At 66.2% G+C, this 18782-nt stretch carries 19 protein-coding genes; 8 read left to right on the forward strand and 11 right to left on the reverse strand.

Annotation, left to right across the window (positions count from 1 at the left end; all coding sequences use genetic code 11):
* Position 1: 1 nt before the first annotated feature.
* Genes AC1DT7_RS14105 through AC1DT7_RS14115 form a run of 3 tightly spaced genes read right to left on the reverse strand, consistent with a single transcriptional unit; the run spans position 2 to position 1430 of the window.
* Positions 2-445 carry an NUDIX hydrolase gene (locus AC1DT7_RS14105; RefSeq protein WP_478036669.1) on the reverse strand — a complete coding sequence of 148 codons (444 nt, stop codon included), beginning with the start codon at positions 443-445 and terminating at the stop codon, positions 2-4.
* A complete protein-coding gene (locus tag AC1DT7_RS14110) occupies positions 442-1143 on the reverse strand; it encodes a glutathione S-transferase (protein ID WP_478036670.1) in 702 nt (233 codons plus the stop codon). Before AC1DT7_RS14110 ends, AC1DT7_RS14105 begins: the two co-directional genes overlap by 4 nt.
* A gap of 2 nt (positions 1144-1145) precedes the next feature.
* Positions 1146-1430 (reverse strand): BolA family protein, encoded by a 285-nt coding sequence (locus AC1DT7_RS14115; protein ID WP_478036671.1) that lies wholly within the window; start codon positions 1428-1430, stop codon positions 1146-1148.
* Positions 1431-1470: 40 nt separating this feature from the next.
* On the opposite strand from AC1DT7_RS14115, the gene AC1DT7_RS14120 reads away from it, so the two are divergent.
* Entirely contained in the window at positions 1471-2079 is a 609-nt protein-coding gene (locus tag AC1DT7_RS14120) for a J domain-containing protein (protein ID WP_478036672.1), read from the forward strand.
* 27 nt (positions 2080-2106) lie between these two features.
* Here the strand turns inward: AC1DT7_RS14120 and AC1DT7_RS14125 are convergent, their stop codons facing one another.
* The 5 genes from AC1DT7_RS14125 to AC1DT7_RS14145 are packed head-to-tail and all read right to left on the reverse strand — an operon-like array spanning position 2107 to position 5114.
* Positions 2107-2574 (reverse strand): SRPBCC family protein, encoded by a 468-nt coding sequence (locus AC1DT7_RS14125; RefSeq protein WP_478036673.1) that lies wholly within the window; start codon positions 2572-2574, stop codon positions 2107-2109.
* A complete protein-coding gene (locus tag AC1DT7_RS14130; RefSeq protein ID WP_478036674.1) occupies positions 2571-3071 on the reverse strand; it encodes a VOC family protein in 501 nt (166 codons plus the stop codon). Before AC1DT7_RS14130 ends, AC1DT7_RS14125 begins: the two co-directional genes overlap by 4 nt.
* Before the next feature lie 2 nt (positions 3072-3073).
* Complete coding sequence (locus AC1DT7_RS14135) at positions 3074-3862, reverse strand: VOC family protein (RefSeq protein ID WP_478036675.1); 789 nt, start codon at positions 3860-3862, stop codon at positions 3074-3076.
* A gap of 35 nt (positions 3863-3897) precedes the next feature.
* Positions 3898-4617: a DUF1428 domain-containing protein gene (locus tag AC1DT7_RS14140; protein ID WP_478036676.1), complete on the reverse strand. Its 720-nt coding sequence runs from the start codon at positions 4615-4617 to the stop codon at positions 3898-3900.
* A gap of 53 nt (positions 4618-4670) precedes the next feature.
* Entirely contained in the window at positions 4671-5114 is a 444-nt protein-coding gene (locus AC1DT7_RS14145; protein ID WP_478036677.1) for a VOC family protein, read from the reverse strand.
* 75 nt (positions 5115-5189) lie between these two features.
* Between AC1DT7_RS14145 and AC1DT7_RS14150 the strand changes: the two genes are divergently transcribed.
* The 4 genes from AC1DT7_RS14150 to AC1DT7_RS14165 all read left to right on the forward strand — a co-directional run bounded on the left by AC1DT7_RS14150 (position 5190) and on the right by AC1DT7_RS14165 (position 9249).
* The gene (locus AC1DT7_RS14150; protein ID WP_478036678.1) at positions 5190-5888 is read left to right on the forward strand and encodes a winged helix-turn-helix transcriptional regulator; all 699 of its coding nucleotides are present in this window, start codon (positions 5190-5192) and stop codon (positions 5886-5888) included.
* A 102-nt stretch (positions 5889-5990) separates the two neighbouring features.
* On the forward strand, positions 5991-6995 hold the full coding sequence (gene cobS, locus AC1DT7_RS14155; protein ID WP_478036679.1) for a cobaltochelatase subunit CobS: 1005 nt from the start codon (positions 5991-5993) through the stop codon (positions 6993-6995).
* A gap of 178 nt (positions 6996-7173) precedes the next feature.
* Complete coding sequence (gene cobT / locus AC1DT7_RS14160) at positions 7174-9003, forward strand: cobaltochelatase subunit CobT (protein WP_478036680.1); 1830 nt, start codon at positions 7174-7176, stop codon at positions 9001-9003.
* Positions 9004-9249 (forward strand): ribbon-helix-helix domain-containing protein, encoded by a 246-nt coding sequence (locus tag AC1DT7_RS14165; protein ID WP_478036681.1) that lies wholly within the window; start codon positions 9004-9006, stop codon positions 9247-9249.
* Between the two features lie 99 nt (positions 9250-9348).
* Here the strand turns inward: AC1DT7_RS14165 and AC1DT7_RS14170 are convergent, their stop codons facing one another.
* On the reverse strand, positions 9349-9933 hold the full coding sequence (locus tag AC1DT7_RS14170) for a manganese efflux pump MntP (protein WP_478036682.1): 585 nt from the start codon (positions 9931-9933) through the stop codon (positions 9349-9351).
* Between the two features lie 334 nt (positions 9934-10267).
* Between AC1DT7_RS14170 and AC1DT7_RS14175 the strand changes: the two genes are divergently transcribed.
* From AC1DT7_RS14175 to AC1DT7_RS14185, 3 genes are all read left to right on the forward strand, one after another.
* On the forward strand, positions 10268-12811 hold the full coding sequence (locus AC1DT7_RS14175; RefSeq protein ID WP_478036683.1) for a TonB-dependent receptor: 2544 nt from the start codon (positions 10268-10270) through the stop codon (positions 12809-12811).
* A 41-nt stretch (positions 12812-12852) separates the two neighbouring features.
* Entirely contained in the window at positions 12853-13581 is a 729-nt protein-coding gene (locus tag AC1DT7_RS14180; RefSeq protein ID WP_478036684.1) for a tetratricopeptide repeat protein, read from the forward strand.
* Positions 13582-13657: 76 nt separating this feature from the next.
* Positions 13658-13801 (forward strand): hypothetical protein, encoded by a 144-nt coding sequence (locus AC1DT7_RS14185; RefSeq protein WP_478036685.1) that lies wholly within the window; start codon positions 13658-13660, stop codon positions 13799-13801.
* A gap of 24 nt (positions 13802-13825) precedes the next feature.
* Here AC1DT7_RS14185 and AC1DT7_RS14190 read toward each other — a convergent pair whose 3' ends face one another.
* Together AC1DT7_RS14190 and AC1DT7_RS14195 are read right to left on the reverse strand one after the other, a co-directional pair.
* Positions 13826-18436 (reverse strand): NAD-glutamate dehydrogenase, encoded by a 4611-nt coding sequence (locus AC1DT7_RS14190; RefSeq protein ID WP_478036686.1) that lies wholly within the window; start codon positions 18434-18436, stop codon positions 13826-13828.
* Between the two features lie 106 nt (positions 18437-18542).
* Positions 18543-18782, reverse strand: a 240-nt coding sequence (locus AC1DT7_RS14195) for a transposase (protein WP_478036687.1), incomplete at its 5' end; no start/stop codon positions are given.

Consider the following 18782-nt stretch of genomic DNA (forward strand, 5'->3'; position numbering starts at 1 on the left):
TTCAGTCCCCGGGGTTCAGGTTATCGAGGATCTCGGCGAGGTCCTCCGGATAGATGAGTTCATGGTGCGCGGCGATCGCCTCGCGGTCAAACCATTGCCAGTGCTGCATCACCCGCTGCTCGAGCTCGGTGTGCCGCGTCGTGTCGATCTCGGCCGTGTCGGTATGGATCAGGAAATAGCGTTCGTCGGCGGTGACCGGCACGCCCTCCAGCGTGACGAACTCGACGAGACGCTGGAAGATTTCGGGCCCCGGATCGGCATGAATGCCGGTCTCCTCGATCAGCTCGCGCCGCGCCGCCTCTTCGTAGCTTTCGCCCGGATCGACCGCACCGCCCGGCGTTGCCCAGAAAGGCGGGCGATCGGCCGCGACGAAACGGAACAGCAGCACCCGCCCGGCCGGATCCATCAGCAGGATTCGCGCCGCCGGGCGCTCGGCCAGGCTCATGCCGCGTCGAGCTCGGGATAATGGCGGAAGATGCCGTCGGTGTTGAACGGGATCCGCCGCTCGCTCTTCAGATAGGCGGCCACGCCGGGCAGGTCCGCGACGCGGTCGTGCAGCGCGATCAGCACCGGATAATCGCCCTCGATCGCGGCCATGCGCTTCGGGAACATGTAGCGAAGCCCTTCCACGATCTGGAACAGCGAGGTGTCGGCATAGCTCCAGGTGTCGCCCGTTACCCAGTCGCCCCGATTCGCCTTGGCCGCTTCCTCGAAATGCGCGAGGAATTTCGGCATGCGCTCCTCGCGCATCGTCTTGGCCGCGCGCGCAGCTTCGGCTTTCTGGTCGTGATAATAATCCGACACGCTCACCGGGTGATGCACGTTATGCACTTCGGCGACGAGGTCGGCGATGGTGAGCTGGAGCTGGTTGACCCAGAGCCGCTGCCCGGCCGGCACCAGGTCGTGCGCCTCGCCGAGATAGAGCAGGATATTGGCGACCTGGGCGATCGTCCGGTCTTCCAGTTCCAGATAGGGCGGCGCGAACGGGCCGCCCGCGCCGTGCCGCTCCATATCGGCCATCAGCGCGTCCTCGTCGGTCTCCCGCGCGCGATCCTGATAGGCGATGCCCGCTGCCTCGAGCGGCAGCCGCACGAATTCGCCACGCCCCTGGATCGAGGGCCAGTACCAGAGCCTGTACGTCATGCTTATTCTCCCGGCGCGCGCGCCCGGATGGCAAGCGCATGGATGCGCGAGGACAACAGATCGGCAAGCGCCTGGTTCACCAGCCGCTGGCGCTGGACTCGATTCAGGCCGGCAAAGGCCGGGCTCTCGACCACCACCGTGAAATGGGACTCGCCCGTGCCGTCATCGCCCATATGGCCGGCATGCTGGTGGCTGTCATTGATCACCTCAAGCTGCGTCGGGTCGAGCGCGGCGGTGAGGCGGGACGTGATTTCGGAAGCGACGGAGCCGGTGGCGAGATTTGTCATGGCACCTATATAGGCCGCTTTGTCGAATTCGGGGAGCCGCGTGGCGCGGGATAGTGAAAAGAAGGATCGGCCGAACGCTCGTTTCCACGGCCGCGTGGAAGGGACGGGGCGGATGTGCGCCCATCCGGGCTGCGAGGTGCCGGGCGAATTCCGCGCGCCGCCGGAAGAAGGGCCGGCCAATGGTTTCGAAGGGCCGCGGCCGTATCGCTGGTTCTGCCTCGACCATGTCCGAGAATTCAACGCGCGGTATAATTTCTTCCAGGGCATGAGCCCCGACGAAATCCACGACGCGCAGCGGCCCTTTTCCGGCTGGGAACGCGAGACCCGTGCCTTCGCCACCGCCGGTGCCGACCGCCCGCCGACCTGGGCCGATTTCACCGATCCGCTCGACGCGATCGGTGCCCGCTTCCAGCGCAAGATGGCCGAAGCGCGCAAGGACGGCCGCCCCCTGTCGGACAGCGACCGCCGCTCGTTGAAGGTGCTCGGCCTGCCCACCGATGTAGACCGCCGTGGCCTGCGCCAGCGCTATGCCGAACTGGTCCGACGCTATCACCCCGACCGCAACGGTGGCGACCGGAGCCATGAAAAGGCGCTGCAGGAGGTCATCGCGGCCTATACCCAGCTGAAAGGCGCGCCGGCGTTCGCGTAACGGCCATGGAAGAAACCGCCGAGGCCCTCAGGCCGCCGCCTTCTCCGACTCCGCCAGCACGGCGAGCTGCTCGGCAACCTTGCCCCAGCCGTCGGTGAAGCCCATCGCCTCGTGCTGCTTCAGGGCCTCGTCGGTCCAGTGGCGCGCGCCGGCGGTGTAGCGGGTCTTGCCGCCTTCCTCGGTGAACTCGAACCAGCCGACCATGAATGTAGCCTGCGGAATCCAGCCCACCGTGAACGCGTCGGTGAAGACGAAGCGCTTGCCCGGCACCACCTCCAGGAACACGCCCTCCATGGCATGTTCCTCGCCGCCCGGCCCGCGCATGATCACCGCGGACCGGCCGCCCGGGCGCCAGTCCTGCTCGAAGATCTCGGTCGTCCAGGGCTTGGGGCACCACCATTCCTCCAGCCGCTCGGTGGCGATCTGCCACACCAAAGCGACGGGCGCGTCGATCAGCCGCGTGACCGACAGTTCGTGCGGAGCTTCGGCGCTCATGCCACCGTCTCCCCGGCGACTGCCCGTTCGATCGCGGCGATATCGATCTTCTTCATGGTCATCATCGCTTCCATGGCGCGTTTCGCCGCGGCGGGGTCCGGATTGGTCATCGCCGCCATCAGCGCGCGCGGGGTGATCTGCCAGGACAGGCCCCATTTGTCGCGGCACCAGCCACAGGCACTCTCCGCGCCGCCAGTGTTGATGATCGCGTTCCAATAGCGGTCGGTCTCTTCCTGGTCCTCGGTGTAGACCTGGAAGGAAACCGCCTCGTCGAACTTGAACATCGGCCCGCCGTTGAGGCCGAGGAAGCGCATGCCGAGCACCGTGAACTCGACGGTCAGCACATCGCCCGCCCGGCCGTCCGGGAAATCGGCCGGGGAGCGATGCACTGCCTCGACCCGGGAATCGGGAAAGGTCGCGGCGTAGAAATTGGCAGCCTCTTCGGCGGTGCCGTCATACCAGAGGCAGGGGGAAATCTTTGTCGCAATCTTCGTCATCGTCATGCTCCCTGATTGCCGGGGCCGACCACCCCGAACATCACGCCGTGCGGGTCGCTGGCGACGATGATCCGGTCTCCGCCGGGTACTTCCATCGGGCCGGCATGCACCGTCCCGCCATTCTTCGAGACCTTCGCGGCAGCCTCCTCGATATCCGGCGCGCGGAAATAGAATTGCCACGCGGATGGCTGGCCCTGGGGCGGCGTCTGCATGGTCGCGCCGATCGTCTCGCCGCCGGCCTCGACGAAAACATAATCGCCCATCTCGCCCATCGGCATCTTGTCGGGATAGGTCCAGCCGAACACTGTTGCGTAGAAGGCATTGGCGCCGGCCTGGTCCGGCGTGGAAAGCTCGTTCCAGTTGCACTTGCCCATGCCCATCCGGTCCCAGGCGGTGCTGTTCTGGTCGCTTGCGCCGCGCATAACATAGAAGGGGATGCCCTGCGGGTCGGTTACCATCGCGACCCGGCCGACATCGGGAATGTCCCATGCGGGCATCATCACGTTGCCGCCGGCCGCCTTGATCTTCTCGACCGAGGCATCGACGTCGTTAACGCCGATATAGAAGAGCCAGGTCGGTTTCGCGCCGCTGGCGGTCATCTGCTCGGTCAGGCGCATCACGCCACCGACCAGCTCGCCATTATTACCGCTGTCGATCATGCGGTAATCCATCTCGCCGTCGGGCTTGTCCTGCACCGTCCAGCCGATCACGTCGTCGTAAAAGGCTTTGGATGCCTCCGGGTCGGTAGTCATCAGCTCGTACCAGATCGGCGTGCCTTCGGGATTGGTCATCGTCACTCTCCTAAAGAAATGGGGCGGGGCAGGCTTCAGGCGTCGAGGACGGGGGCGAAGCCGCCATAGACCATGCGCTTGCCGTCGAACGGCATCTCCTGGTCGGCGGACGGCTTCATGCGTTCGTCCTCCATCACCTTGGCCATGCCGGCGTCGCGGGTCGCCTTGTCGGGCCATTCGACCCAGGAGAAGACGATTTTCTCGTCACCCGTCGCCTGCACCGCGCCCTTGAAATCGGTGATCTTGCCGTCGGGCACATTGTCGCCCCAGGCTTCGACCACGCGGGTCGCGCCGTGATCGCGGAACACGGTGGAGGCTTTTTCCGCCATGCTGCGATAGGCATCTTTCCTGCCCGCCTCGACCGGCACGAGATAGCCGTCGACATAGCCGATCGGTCCGCCGTCCCCATGGTCGAGCAGCGGCTCGAAACCACCATAGATCATGCGCTTGCCGTCGAAAGGGATCTCGGTCATCTCGGCCATGCGCGGATCTTCGATCATCTTCTGCATGCCGGTGTCATGGGCTTCCCTGGAGGGCCATTCGACCCAGCTGAAGACCACGGTCTCTCCGTCCTCGGCCTTCACCGCGCGCCTGAAATCGGTGACCTTGCCATCGGGCACCTCGTCACCCCAATTCTCGACCATGCGGGTCATGCCGAAATCGCGGAACAGCGGCACGGCGCCGGTCGCATGGTCGATATAGGCCTGCTTCTTCGCTGTCGGCACGGCCAGCACGAAACCCTGGATATAGCTCATCGATCATCTCCTCGGTCGTTGCCGCGCTCCACGGCGCGGTGCGTTGGGATGCGTCAGGCCTCGACGGGCTCGCCACCGCCAGACATCGCGGCCATCGCCGCCTCGACGTCCATCCAGGCCAGCTCGATGATATGGCCGTCCGGATCCTCGAAGCTACGGCCGTACATGAAGCCATGGTCCTGCGCGGGAGTCGGGTCGGGCCGCGCCCCGGCGGCAACTGCCCGTGCAAGCGTCGCATCCACTGCATCGCGGCTATCCTCCGACAGGCAGATCAGCACTTCGCAGGTGGTACGCGCATCGGCGATCGTCTTTGACGTGAAATCGGCGAAGCGGGCATGACTCAGGACCATCAGGCTGATCGAGTCGGAGAAGGTCAGCATCGCGGTGCTGCCGGCCTGGCAGAAGCGCTCATCCCTGGTCCCCCCGATCGCTTCGTAAAAGGCGGCCGAGCGTTCGACATCGGCAACGGGCAGATTCACGAAGATCATCTTGGGCATGGCAAATCCTTTCCTTCGCGTTTCTGGCGCATCGCTGTTTGACGATGATGACGACGAAGGTTATCAAAAGCAACCATGGAGTTAGAAAAAATAACTGTTTCGGTAAAAAAGACGGACAAGCGCTGGTATGATGACGCCTGCGGGACCGCGCTCGCGATGGAGCTGGTCGGGGAACGTTGGTCGCTGCTGATCGTGCGCGAGCTGATGTTTGGCCCGCGCCGTTTCGGCGAGCTGAAAAAGGCGCTTGGCGGGATCAGCGCGAACGTGCTGACCCAGCGGCTGGAGGGCATGGAGGAGGTGGGCATCCTCACCCGCCAGAAGCTGCCGCCGCCGGCGTCGGTGCAGGTCTATGGCCTCACGCCCTGGGGCTATGCCAGCGAGCGCGCGATCCAGGAGCTCGGCCGCTGGGCGGTCCAGTCGCACCGCCACGATACGACACTGCCGCTCAGCGCCGCGTCGATCATGCTGTCCTTCCGCACGATGATCGATCGTACCCGTTCTGGCGATATCGACCGCATGATCGGTTTCCGTTTCGGCGAGGATGAATTCGTCGCGACGGTCGATGCAGCGGGCATCGCGATTCGCCGCGCCGATCCGCGCGAGGCTGACGTGATGTTCGATACCGACCCGGTGACGCTCGCCTCGGTGGTCTATGGTGGCCGCCCGATCGGGGATGCGGAATCGGCCGGATCGTTCAAATTATCGGGCGATCGCACCCTTGCGGAGCAGTTCGCGACGCTGTTTCCGTTGCCGCCCAAAACGGGTTCGGCTTGACGAACTCTGTTTCCGTTCGCACTGAGCTTGTCGAAGTGCCGTTCTTCTCGATCGTTGAAGAGGAGCAGGGCTTCTGCAGATCAGCCCGAACGGTACGAGATCATGACGGACATACCCAACACCCAGCCCGATAGCCGCGAGACGACGATCATGGACGCCCCCGACAAGGTGGTGAAGGTCCGTGAGATGTTCGGCATCGACTCGGACATGGAGGTTCCGGCCTTCAGCGAAGCCGATGAACGCGTGCCCGATCTCGATCCCGCCTATGTGTTCGACGGCGACACCACCCTCGCGATCTGCGCCGGCTTTGCGCATAACCGCCGCGTGATGGTCCAGGGCTATCACGGCACCGGCAAATCGACTCATATCGAACAGGTCGCCGCGCGCCTCAAATGGCCCTGCATCCGCATCAACCTCGACGCGCATATCAGCCGAATCGACCTGGTCGGCCGCGACGCGATCGTGCTGAAGGACGGCCAGCAGGTCACCGAATTCCGCGAAGGCCTGCTGCCCTGGGCGCTTCAGACGCCGACGGCTCTGGTGTTCGACGAATATGATGCCGGCCGTCCGGACGTGATGTTCGTCATTCAGCGCGTGCTGGAGACGGAGGGCAAGCTGACCCTGCTCGACCAGAACCGCGTGATCCGCCCGAACCCCTGGTTCCGCCTGTTCGCCACCGCCAACACGGTCGGCCTGGGCGACACCAGCGGCCTGTATCACGGCACGCAGCAGATCAACCAGGGCCAGATGGACCGCTGGAACATCGTCGTCACGCTCAACTATCTGCCCGCGGCGGTCGAGGCGCAGATCGTGCTCGCCAAGTCGGGCGAGTATGACAAGCCAGAGGGCAAGCAGGTCGTCGACAACATGGTCCGCGTGGCCGACCTGACGCGCCGCGGCTTCATCAACGGCGACATCTCGACCGTGATGAGTCCGCGCACCGTCATCACCTGGGCGCAGAACGCGCTGATCTTCGGTGATGTCGGCTTCGCGTTCCGCCTGTCCTTCCTCAACAAGTGCGACGAGGCGGAACGGGCGCTGGTGGCCGAATATTATCAGCGCGTGTTCGGCAAGGACCTGCCGGAGAGCGTGGTCGGTAAGGGTTGAGCCGGACGGCCACTATGTCTCCTTTTCCGGCGAAGGCCGGGGCTCAGTTGGGGAACGATTGGTAACGGGCAGTCCGTCCGATCAACGGAATTCTCCCGACTGGACCCCGGCCTTCGCCGGGGGGAGCAGGCTTCGGCAGGGAGGCGATCTTGGGTTACGGGGTGCCAGAGCAGAAACCATGACGACGGAAACGCCCCTCGATCGCTTCAAGGCAGTGCTCGGCGGCACCGCGCGTGCGATCGCGCATGAGCCGGAGATCGAGCTCGCCTTCACCGCCGACGCCCCGACCCAGTCGGGCAAGCACATCAAGGTGCCGATGCCGGCGCGCACGCTCCCGGCCGATCAGGTGGCGCAGGCGCGCGGTTTCGCTGACGGCTTCGCGCTTCGCCTGCGGCATCACAATGCGACGCTCCATGCGCGTCAGGCGCCAGCCGAGGCGGTCGCCCGCTCGGTGTTCGATGCGATCGAAGGTGCACGGGTCGAGGCCCTTGGCGCGCGCGGCTATGCCGGCATCGCCGCCAATCTGGCGACGGCGCTCGACCTGAAGCTCCGCGCCGATCCGATCACCCGCGCCCGCAATCGCGACGAGGTGCCGCTGTCGACCGCGCTTGGTCTGATGGTCCGCGAGCGGCTGACCGGCGCCGAGGCGCCCGCGGTCACCGCGCCGGGTCTCGCTCTGGTGCGCGACTGGATCGAGCAGAAGGCAGGCAAGGATCTCGACGCGCTGGCGCTGGCGATCGACGATCAGCGCGCCTTTGCCAGCCTCGTCACCCGGCTGCTCGAGGATCTCGATTTGGTCGAGGGCGACATGCTCCCCGACGAGGCCGATGAAGGTGGCTCGGAGGACGAGGGCACCGACGAGCAGAATTCCGAAGAAGGCGAGGACGGCGAGGGCGAAGGCGAGCAGGGCCAGGGCGAGATCGAAGCACGCGGCTCGGACCGCGATGCCGAATCGCAGGACGGCGAGGGCGCCGAGACCGCCGACGACGAATTCCAGGACATGGATGGCGAGGCCGGCGATGAGGGCGAGGAGGGCATGTTGCCCGTCCGCCCGAACCGGCCTTTCTCCGATTTCGCGCCGCAGTTCGAATATAAGGCGTGGACGACCAGCTTCGACGAAGTGATCTCCGCGACCGACCTGTGCGACGCCGACGAACTGGCACGGCTTCGCTCCTATCTCGACCAGCAGCTCGTCCACCTCCAGGGCGCGGTGACCAAGCTCGCCAACCGGCTCCAGCGGCGCCTGATGGCGCAGCAGAACCGCAGCTGGGATTTCGATCAGGAGGAAGGCCTGCTGGATGCGGCGCGTCTCGCCCGGGTCGTGGTCAACCCGACTCAGTCGCTCAGCTACAAGATCGAGCGCGAGACCGATTTCCGCGACACCGTCGTCACCCTGCTGATCGACAATTCGGGTTCGATGCGCGGCCGGCCGATCTCGATCGCGGCAATCAGCGCGGACATCCTTGCCCGCACGCTCGAACGCTGCGGCGTGAAGACCGAGATCCTCGGCTTCACCACCCGCGCCTGGAAGGGCGGGCAGGCGCGCGAGACCTGGCTTGCCGCCGGGCGTCCGCCCCAGCCCGGCCGACTCAACGACATCCGCCACATCGTCTATAAAAAGGCCGACGAGCCGTGGCGCCGAGCCCGCAATTCGCTTGGGCTGATGATGCGCGAGGGGCTGCTCAAGGAGAATATCGACGGCGAGGCGCTGCTCTGGGCGCATAGCCGGCTGATCGCCCGGCCCGAGGAACGCAAGATCCTGATGGTCATCTCGGACGGCGCCCCGGTCGATGATTCGACCTTGAGCGTGAATTCGGGGAGCTATCTCGAACGGCATCTGCGCCAGGTGATCAACTGGATCGAGACCCGCTCGCCGGTTGAGCTGGCCGCGATCGGCATCGGCCACGATGTGACCCGCTATTATTCCCGCGCGGTGACGATCATGGATGCCGAACAGCTTGGCGGCACCATCATCGAACAGCTTGCCGCGCTGTTCGACACCGACTGAATGATCGCCGCGCCGCCGGGCGGATTCGTAGGGCCGGTGAAGCGGTCCGTGACGATCGCCGGCCACGCGACCTCGATCAGCCTCGAACCCCTGTTCTGGGAAGTGCTGGAGGCAGCCGCCGAAGCCCGAACCCTGCCGCTCAACGCCCTGATCGCCGAGATCGACGCCCTGCGCATCACGGCAGACGACCCGCCCAACCTTGCCAGCGCCCTGCGGACCTGGCTGTTGGCGCAACCCTCAGCCTGATACCCAAACGTCATGCCGGACTTGTTCCGGCATCCATCGTGCCGCGCATGCATCGGCCTTTGGCTTCCGGAACGGCGAACCCTCGGACGACCCAAACCCTCACGCCGTCAGATGCGTGTACAGTATCAAACTCCCGATCCCGATCAGCGTCAGCCCGCCGAGCACCTCGGCATAGCGGCCCAGGAAAGCACCGACATGCTTGCCGATCAGCACGCCGATGGTGGCCACCACCGTCGTGACGCCGCCGATCACCAGACAGGCAGTGACGATATTGATGTCCAGAAAGGCAAGGCTCACGCCCACCGCCGTCGCATCGATGCTGGTCGCGATCGCCGTCGCGGCCAGGCTGAGCAGGCCATGGGGCTTGTTCGGCTGATCCGCTTCGGTCTCCTCGGCGGGCCTGCTCGCCTGCCAGAGCATGTGAAGGCCGACGCCGCCCAGCAGGGCGAAGGCCACCCAGTGATCCACTTCGGCGATCCAGGCGCTGAGCACCAGGCCGACCGCCCAGCCGATCGCCGGCGTGATCGCCTCGAAGAAGCCGAAGATGACGCCGATGCGCAGGGCGTCGCGCCACCGCGTAGAACGTTCGCCGGCGCCGCTCTCCGCACCTTTGCCGATTGCTGCGGCGAACGCATCGACCGACAGGCTGAGGCCAAGGCCGCCCAGCGTAAGGATACCAGTCATCATATCTTCCCGAGGCCGTCGACGAACGATGTGGAGTCACCTCTGGCCCGAGAAAGGTGTCACATCGTTGGTCTTGCCGGGCTGGCGCATGCGCCGCTGCCGTCGCCACGATCCGGGCAACAGCCGGGTTCGAGTATGTTGACGAAGGCCCTGCTCGAAGCAGGTAGCTACTCCCCAAGGAAGTCTGTCGGATAGAGGTCATGGGGCACTGGGTCAACCGCGGCAGCGTGCGCGGCGCGCCAATATGCGCAATGACCATGAGAACTACTCTCAATAGCGTTGACAATGATAGTTACTCGCAATAGCCGGGCGCCAACACCAAAGGGGATCGAAATTGCGCACTACCAGCACCGCTCGACGCACGCCCATTGCAAAGCCGGCCTTCCTGGCTCTCTCCTGCGTCGGCGCCTTTGCCGCCAGCCCTGCGATTGCCGTCGATGGTCCCAACCCCGGTACCGCCGGCGACACCGACGATCAGGATCGTGAAGACGTGCTCGTCACCGGCGCGCGCGAGCGGGCGCCGAAGCAGGTCGCGGCGCCGGTCAACACCCCAAAGTCGATCGTTATCCTGCCCAAGGAAGTAATCGAGCAGACCGGCTCGGCCAGCCTGCAGGACGCGCTGCGTACCGTGCCCGGCATCACTTTCGGCGCCGCAGAGGGCGGCAACCCAATCGGCGATCGTCCCTTCATCCGCGGCTTCGACAGCCAGGGCTCGACCTATGTCGACGGTGTTCGCGACCTTGCCGCACAGACCCGCGAAGTGTTCTCGGTCGAGGAGATCCAGGTCGTGCGCGGCTCGGACTCGACACTCGGCGGCCGCAGCAGCGCGGGCGGAGCGATCAACATCGTCTCGAAGCTGCCGGTCGACCGGAACTTCGTCACGGCAAGCGCGAGCTATGGCACGGCCGACTACAAGCGTGCGACGATCGATGCGAATTACAAGCTCAACGACACGATCGCCTTCCGCATCGAAGGCATGTGGCACGATCAGGATGTCGCCGGACGCGACGCGATCTGGCAGCGCCGCTGGGGCGTGGCGCCGTCGGTCACTATTGGTCTCGGCACGCCGACCCGGATGACCGTTTCCTATTACCACCTGACCAGCCATGAGCTGCCGGACAGCGGCATTCCGTTCCTGTATACGATCGGTAACGCACCCGGCACCGGCAACATCTACACCACGCCTGCGATCGGCCGTATTACGACGATCGGCGGTGCGACCGGTGTGGTCGATCGCTCGACCTATTACGGTCTCGTCGATCGCGATTTCCGCGATGCGACGACTGACCAGGCGACGATCCGCGTCGAGCATGATTTCGGCGGCCTGACACTGCGCAACACCTCGCGCTTCACCCACAATGATCAGGCCTATATCTTCCTGCTGCCGGACGACAGCACCGGTAACGTCTATGGTACCTCGGCCACGCCGCCCGCAGCTGGCAGCCCGGCCGCGCTTCGCGGCGATCTGGTGACGGGCGGCTATGTGTGGCGCCGGTCCAATACGCGCTACGGCTATTCGCAGAGCATGGTGAACCAGACGGATCTGTACGGCACGTTCAATACCGGCAGCATCAAGCACAGCATTTCGGTCGGCGCGGAACTGTCCTGGGAGAAGGCGCGGCGCGGGACGTTCGTCACGCGTGGCTATCTCAACGCGAACGGCACCGAGATCCTGTCGAACGGCTCGACCATTTCGCCCCGCTGCAATACGGCGTCGGTCTCGCGCTATTATTGTACCAGCATCTTCAATCCGAACCCGAACGATCCCTGGGTCAACTATGCCAGCGACACCTCGGGGGTGACCTCGCCGATCGTGAAAACGATCCCGATCGAAGAGACGCAGAACGATGCGCGCACCCAGAGCGTCTATGCCTTCGATTCGATCACGCTGCTGCCATCGCTGATCCTGAATCTCGGTGCGCGCTATGATCGGTTCACCTCGATCCTGACGCCGGGCCAGCCTTATGCGGCCACTCAGACCTATCAACTCAAACGCCAGGACAATCTGTTCAACTGGCAGGCCGGCCTGGTGTTCAAGCCGACGGAAACGACCAGCCTCTATGCCTCCTACGCCACGGCGGCGACACCGCCGAACAGCCTGCTCGGCGAAGGGCAGGAAGCGAACGGCATTCCAACGACCAACAGTGCGGCAAACCTGGCCTTGCTCGATTCGCTGAAGGTCGAAAAGACCAAGTCCTATGAGGTCGGCGCCAAGGCGAACCTGCTCGACGGCAAGCTCGCGCTGAACGTCGCCGCTTTCCAGACCGACACGGACAATGCCCGCGTCACCGGTCCGGGCAACACCATCGAGTTCATCGGCAAGCGTCGCATCCGCGGCGTCGAGTTCAACGCCAGTGGCCAGATTCTGCCAGGCTGGACGATCTTCGGCGGCTATACCCATCTCGATCCGAAGATCGTCGATGGCGGCTTCACCGCGCTGGCGGTCGCCGCCAACGGTCCGGCGGCGGCGACGACGGTGCAGGTGGTATCGGTCAACACCGGTAAGCAGGCGACCCAGACGGCACGCGACAGCTTCACCGTCTGGACCACGGTCGAGCCGGTCAAGGGCTTCTCGCTGGGCGGTGGCGCCTTCTACACCAGCCGTGTGTTCGGCGGTTATGCCGACAATCGCACGGCATCGCAGACCACGGCCGGCGTCGTGACCGTAACCCCGGCGACCAAGGTCCTCTATCGCATGGTCCCGGAATATTGGCGCTTCGATGCCCGCGCTTCCTACCGTTTCTCGCGCGCGGTCGAAGTGTCGGTGAATGTGCAGAACCTGACCGACAAGACCTATTTCAACCAGGCCTATACCTCGCATTACGCGGCGATCGCCGCCGGCCGCTCGGCCTTCGCCACGCTGACCTTGCGTCAGTGACGGACGGCGTCGTCCAATCTCTCCCGGCGCCGGAGGAGGATTTGAATAGCCTCACCCCAGACGACATCGCCGCGCGCCTCTCGGGTTCTCCCGAAGAGCGCGCGGCGTTTGTCCGTGCGGCGGCCGAGGCGGGGCTGGCCGAGGCGCAGGCGATCTACGGGCAGATGCTGCTTGACGGTGCCGGCGTGGCCAGGGACCAACCCGCCGCGCTCGCCTGGTTCACCCGGGCGGCGGCGCAGCACCACCTGATGGCGATCAACATGGTCGGGCGCTGCTACGATCTCGGCTGGGGCACGGCGCCGGACAAGACCAGGGCAGCCGAATGCTACCGCATCGCCGCCGAGCGCGGGCTCGACTGGGGCATGTATAATTACGCGACCCTGCTAGCGCTCGGTCAGGGCGTGGCGGAGGACAAGGCCGCCGCGTTCGACTGGTTCCAGCGCGCCGCAAAGCTGGGCAATGCCAAGGCGATCAACTTCGTCGGAAGCTTCCACGAGGATGGCTGGGTCGTGCCGCGCGACATGGCCAGGGCGGCGCGCTGCTATGCCCGCGCGGCGCGCGGCGGGGATTTCCGCGCCTGCTTCAACCATGCCCGCATGCTCGGCGCGGTGGGCAAGACCGAAGAGGCGATCGACTGGCTGAAGCGCGCCGGCGAAACCGCGACCCCGGCCTTTGTCGACAAGGCCAGCGCCTGGCTCGCCAGCGCCGACGTGCCGGCCTTCCGGGTACGCGGCGTCCAGGCCCTGCGCATGGGCGCGGGCCACGCCTGACATTGTCCCGCAGTATTTCCCCTTAATGGGGCAGAATAGTCTCTCCGGCTAGATTTCAGCGCGGGAGAGCGATGAAATGTCCCAGCGCCGGCACGCCCTGTTCCGCACCACCCGGCCCGACCCTGATCATGGCGGCGCCGTCCACGGTCTGGTCTATGCCGTGCCGGTAAGCCTCGTCTGCTGGGCGCTGCTCATCAGTTGGCTGTTCCTGCGCACATAAGCCGACCCGGCGCCGCGCCTTCCCCTACCGTCCGAGCAACACCCGCGCCTGTCCGGCGATCTGCGCCAGCATCGCCGCATTCGGCGCCGGCGCGTGCCGGGCACGCTCCACCACCGACTTGAACTGGGCAACGCGCCCTGCATTGGCGGCGAGCCATGTCTCGACCAGCGCCTGCGGGTCGCCCGCGCCGCGGCCGAGGAATTCGAGCCGCAACTGCTGGAAATCGCGCGCGAGCCCCGCGATGAGCAGCCGCTCCCACGGATCGCTCGACGAGATGCGCGCCGCATTGGCCTGCGCCCAGTCGAGCCCCAGCGCCTGGCCGAGTCGGGTGAAGGCCCGGGTCAGCACCACTTCGTCCAGCCCGAGCCGCTCGCCGAGATCGGCAAGTCCGACCGCGCCGTCCAGCTCGAACAGGCGCACCACCTTCTGCACCAGCTTCCTCGGCGCACCCGCTTCCTCCAGCGTGGCGGCGATACGGCCGCTCTGCGCACTCGCTTCCTCGAGCAGCAGCGCCTTGGTCTGCTTGTCGAGCTGCGCGGTGCCCTTGGCCAGCCGCGCCAGCGCAGCGCCCGGGCCGGTGCCCGACCGGTTGACGCGCAGCAGGTCGGCGATCTGCGAGCGGGTCGCCACCGCCACTTCCTCGAACAGCGCGATGCGCGCCGCCTCCGGCATCACCGCCGTCTCGATCTCGGCCCAGAGTGCGGGCAGGCCGAACAGCCGCTCGGCGACCACGAACATCGACGCGATGTCGCTCATCGCCGCGCCTTCCTCCTCGGCCAGCTCGAACGGGTGGAGCACGCCAAGCCGGTTGACGATGCGGTTGGCCAGCTTGGTCGCGACGATCTCGCCGCGCAGCCGATGGTCGTCGATCGCCTTGGCGAACTTCTTGCGCATCGCTGGCGGGAAGGCCGCCTGGAGATCGGGCGCCAGATCGGGATCGAGCCCGAGCGTGCCATGCTCGATCGCCGCCTGAAGCGACAATTTGGCGGTCGCCAGCAGCACGGCCAGTTCGGGCCGGGTCAGTCCATGGCCCTCCTGCGCGCGGCGCAGCAGGTCGTCGTTCGAGGCAAGCCCCTCGACCGCGCGGTCGAGATTGCCCGATGCCTCGAAGATCTCGATCAGCCGCACATAACTCGGCACCGACCGCGCGCCGTCATTCTCCATGATCGACAGGCCGAGCGTCTGGAGCCGGTTATCCTCCAGCACCAGATGCGCGACGTCGTCGGTCATGCTGGCGAGGAAGGTGTTGCGCTTGTCATACGCAAGCCGGCCCTCGATCATCTCGCGGTTGAGCGCGATCTTGATGTTGACCTCATTATCCGAACAATCGACGCCGGCCGAATTGTCGATGAAGTCGGTGTTGATCCGCCCACCATGCGCCGCGAACGCGATGCGGCCGGCCTGGGTGACGCCCAGGTTCGCGCCTTCGCCGATCGCGGTGGCGCGGATTTCCTCCGCATTGATGCGCAGCCGGTCGTTGGCCGGATCGCCGACCTGGATGTTGTTCTCCGACGCCGCCTTCACATAGGTGCCGATGCCGCCGAACCAGATCAGGTCGACCGGCGCCTTCAGGATCGCCGAGATCAGCGCGCCCGGCTCCATCTCGCTCGCATCGATGCCGAGCGCCGCGCGGACCTGCTTCGACAATTTGATCGTCTTGTCGGTCCGCGGGAACACGCCGCCGCCCCTGGAGATCAACGACGGGTTGTAGTCCGCCCAACTCGACCGCGGCAGCGCGAACATGCGCGCGCGCTCCTCCCAACTCGCCGCGGGATCGGGATCGGGATCGAGGAAGATATGCCGATGGTCGAACGCCGCGACGATCTTCAACGCCTTGGACAGCAGCATGCCGTTGCCGAACACGTCGCCCGACATGTCGCCGCAGCCGACCACGCGGATCGACTCGCTCTGCACATCGACGCCGCGCTCCGCGAAGTGCCGCTGGACCGAGACCCAGGCGCCGCGCGCGGTGATCGCCATCGCCTTGTGATCATACCCGACCGATCCGCCCGAGGCGAAGGCATCGCCCAGCCAGAAACCATGGTCGAGCGCGATGGCGTTCGCCACGTCGGAGAAGGTCGCGGTGCCCTTGTCGGCGGCGACGACGAAATAGGGGTCGTCGCCGTCATGCACGATCACGCCCGCCGGGTGCACCACCTTGCCCTCGACGATATTGTCGGTGATCGACAGCAGCGAGCGGATGAACACCCGGTAACTCTCGGTGCCCTCGGCCAGCCACGCATCGCGGTTGGAGACGGGCGGCAACTGCTTGGGATAAAAACCGCCCTTGGCGCCGGTCGGCACGATCACCGCATTCTTCACGCGCTGCGCCTTCATCAGGCCGAGGATCTCGGTGCGGAAGTCGTCGCGGCGGTCGGACCAGCGCAGGCCGCCACGCGCGACGGGGCCGGCGCGCAGATGGATGCCCTCCACCCGCGGCGAATAGACCCAGATCTCGCGCCACGGCACGGGCGCCGGCAGGCCGGGGATCAGGTGGCTGTCGAGTTTGAACGCCAGCGCCGCCTGGCCCGCGGGCGCGAAGGCGTTGGTGCGCAGCGTCGCCGCGATCACGTTACGCAGCGCGCGCAGGATACGGTCGTCGTCGATCGCGGAGACGGCATCGAGGCCCGCATCGATCGCCGCATCGGCCGCCTGGATCGCCTCCGGCTTGGCCTTGCGTGCCGGATCATGCGCGGCGGCGAAGCGCTCGATCAGCCCGGCCGCGACCTTGGGCGCACGGCGCAGCGCATCGACCACGGTAACGAGGGAATAGGGCAGGCCAGCCTGGCGCAGATAGCGGAACCAGGCGCGGAACAGCACCACCGATGCCGGCGCCATGCCCGCATCGACGATCAGCCGGTTGAACGCATCATTCTCGGCCTGGCTCTCCAGCACCGCCGCGATCGCGCCTTCCAGCACGGCCGGGTCGCCCCGCGCCGGATTGGCGCTCTCGACCAGGAACTCGTGCACGAACCCTTGCGCGTCGTCGTTCAGCGCGGTCGGCACTTCCTCGATCACGCGGAAACCGAAATTCTCCAGCACCGGCACCGCATCCGACAGCGCCAGCGCGCCGCCGGTGCGATAGACCTTCAGCCGCGTCGCGCCCTTCGCATCGCGGTACAGCCGCACCGAGCGGGCGTCGGCGGTATCGAGCCGGGCGAGCCGCAGGATGTCGCGCGCCGCCTCTTCCGCGCTCGCCGCGGTGCGATAGCCTTGCGGGAAGGTCGCCGCATGGCGCAGCGCGAGCCGCGTCGCGCGCGCCGGCTCGACCGCCTCGGCCAACGCCGCCTCGACCGCCGGCACCCAGCCGCGCACCATGCGCGCGATCCGCGCGTCGAGCGCCGCCGCGTCGGGCATCACGCCCTCGCCGCGCAGATCGATGGTGTAGCGGATCTGCGCGACCACGCTGCCCTCCATCGCGATCGCCCAGTTGAGCAGCCCGCCATTCGCCGCCTCGGCCAGCATCTCGCCGATCGCGACGCGCCGCGCGGTGGTGAGGTCGTCGCGCGGCAGCCACACGAATGCGAACAGGTGCCGGCCCAGGATCGAGCGCACCAGCACCAAAGCCGGCCGCGGCCGATCCGCCAGCGACATCGCGGTCAGCGCGACATTCTCCAGTGAGGCGACGTCGAACGCGGTGATCAGGTCGTGCGGCAGCGAGGCGAGCGCATGGGTCAGCGCCTTGCCGGTATGCCCCTTGGGGTCGAAACCGAACTTCGCCTCCAGCGCGGCGAGGCGGGCGCGCAGCACCGGCACCTCCTGCGGCGGCGCGTTGAGCGCGGCGCTGGTCCACAGCCCGGCATGGATCGACAGGCCGGTGACCTTCTTGCCCGCGCGGATCGGCAACAGCACCAGGTCGAGCGGCACATGGCGGTGCACGCCGGAAATCTGGTTGGACTTGAGCAGGAGAGGGGCCTCGCCGCCCTTCTCGAACCAGTTCATCGCCAGCGTGCGCGACGCCTCGGCCAGGATCGGCACGCCGTGCGGGTTGCGCGCGATGCCGAGCGGCTTCTCGGCCTTGCCCTGCCACAATTCATGGCCGAGCAGCGTGAAGTTGCGGTCGAGGAACCACAACAGCAACTCGCCGCCCTCGCTCGTGCCAAGCGCCTCCGCGTCGGCGGCCATGCGCGCCTGCATCGGCGCCCAGTCGGCCACGGCCGAACGCACATCGGCCAGATTATGTTCGAGCGCGGAGAGCAGGTCGCGCCGCTCGCGCGAATCGGCGCGCTCCATCTCGATATAGATCATCGATTCCGGCGCGCCGCCTTCGCCGCTGGCCCCGCCGACGCTGGTGAGCAGGCCGGCCGAATCGCGGGTGACGCTCAGCACCGGGTGGATGATCCGGTCGATCACGATGTTCTTCGCGCCGATCGTCGCGGCGATCGAATCGACCAGGAACGGCATGTCGTCATTGACGATGGCAAGCCGCATCAGGCGGCGCGGTTCGGACCCGGCGATCGGCTCCAGCGCGAGCGCCGGCCTGCCCGGCGGCCGAGTCTCCGCGGTGGCGGCGACGAAGGCGGCTGCCTCCGCCTGCTCGGCCTTGCCGAACCCCTGCAATTCCCCTGGAAGTGCGCCCTTGGTCAGCCGGGCGGCAAGCGCGTCCGACAGCGATTTCAGCGTGGTCTTGGCCATGCAGGCCCTATGCTCCCACCCGGAAATTACCTCAACCCTTGTGGCGCTGCAGAACGAGGCTGCGGAAATGCAGGGGCACTTTCTCCCTCTCCCCTTGTGGGCAGGGCTATCGCATTTGAGCGAGAAGCGATGAGAGGTATCCATTGCTCCAGCCAGCGCGTTTGATTTTGGCGCGGATGGAGAGTTTGGCAGGATCGTGCTGGAGCAGGTTGAGGGCGAGCCGGCGTAGCAGGGCAAGGTTTTCGGCGCAGTGGTCGGATCGAGTGTGGATGCGATCTTCCCCGAAGGCGACGTCGAGCAACCAATGCTGCTGGTTCTCGATGGTCCAGTGCGCCCTGATCACCCG

It is taken from the genome of Sphingomonas sp. P3_C6, assembly GCF_056402595.1.

Excerpts from the sequence above, each read along its gene's own strand:
- AC1DT7_RS14105 (WP_478036669.1), bottom strand. The coding sequence starts at position 445 with ATGAGCCTGGCCGAGCGCCCGGCGGCGCGAATCCTGCTGATGGATCCG.
- AC1DT7_RS14110 (WP_478036670.1), bottom strand. The coding sequence starts at position 1,143 with ATGACGTACAGGCTCTGGTACTGGCCCTCGATCCAGGGGCGTGGCGAA.
- AC1DT7_RS14115 (WP_478036671.1), bottom strand. The coding sequence starts at position 1,430 with ATGACAAATCTCGCCACCGGCTCCGTCGCTTCCGAAATCACGTCCCGC.
- AC1DT7_RS14125 (WP_478036673.1), bottom strand. The coding sequence starts at position 2,574 with ATGAGCGCCGAAGCTCCGCACGAACTGTCGGTCACGCGGCTGATCGAC.
- AC1DT7_RS14130 (WP_478036674.1), bottom strand. The coding sequence starts at position 3,071 with ATGACGAAGATTGCGACAAAGATTTCCCCCTGCCTCTGGTATGACGGC.
- AC1DT7_RS14135 (WP_478036675.1), bottom strand. The coding sequence starts at position 3,862 with ATGACCAATCCCGAAGGCACGCCGATCTGGTACGAGCTGATGACTACC.
- AC1DT7_RS14140 (WP_478036676.1), bottom strand. The coding sequence starts at position 4,617 with ATGAGCTATATCCAGGGTTTCGTGCTGGCCGTGCCGACAGCGAAGAAG.
- AC1DT7_RS14145 (WP_478036677.1), bottom strand. The coding sequence starts at position 5,114 with ATGCCCAAGATGATCTTCGTGAATCTGCCCGTTGCCGATGTCGAACGC.
- AC1DT7_RS14150 (WP_478036678.1), top strand. The coding sequence starts at position 5,190 with ATGGAGTTAGAAAAAATAACTGTTTCGGTAAAAAAGACGGACAAGCGC.
- cobS (WP_478036679.1), top strand. The coding sequence starts at position 5,991 with ATGACGGACATACCCAACACCCAGCCCGATAGCCGCGAGACGACGATC.
- cobT (WP_478036680.1), top strand. The coding sequence starts at position 7,174 with ATGACGACGGAAACGCCCCTCGATCGCTTCAAGGCAGTGCTCGGCGGC.
- AC1DT7_RS14165 (WP_478036681.1), top strand. The coding sequence starts at position 9,004 with ATGATCGCCGCGCCGCCGGGCGGATTCGTAGGGCCGGTGAAGCGGTCC.
- AC1DT7_RS14170 (WP_478036682.1), bottom strand. The coding sequence starts at position 9,933 with ATGACTGGTATCCTTACGCTGGGCGGCCTTGGCCTCAGCCTGTCGGTC.
- AC1DT7_RS14185 (WP_478036685.1), top strand. The coding sequence starts at position 13,658 with ATGTCCCAGCGCCGGCACGCCCTGTTCCGCACCACCCGGCCCGACCCT.
- AC1DT7_RS14190 (WP_478036686.1), bottom strand. The coding sequence starts at position 18,436 with ATGGCCAAGACCACGCTGAAATCGCTGTCGGACGCGCTTGCCGCCCGG.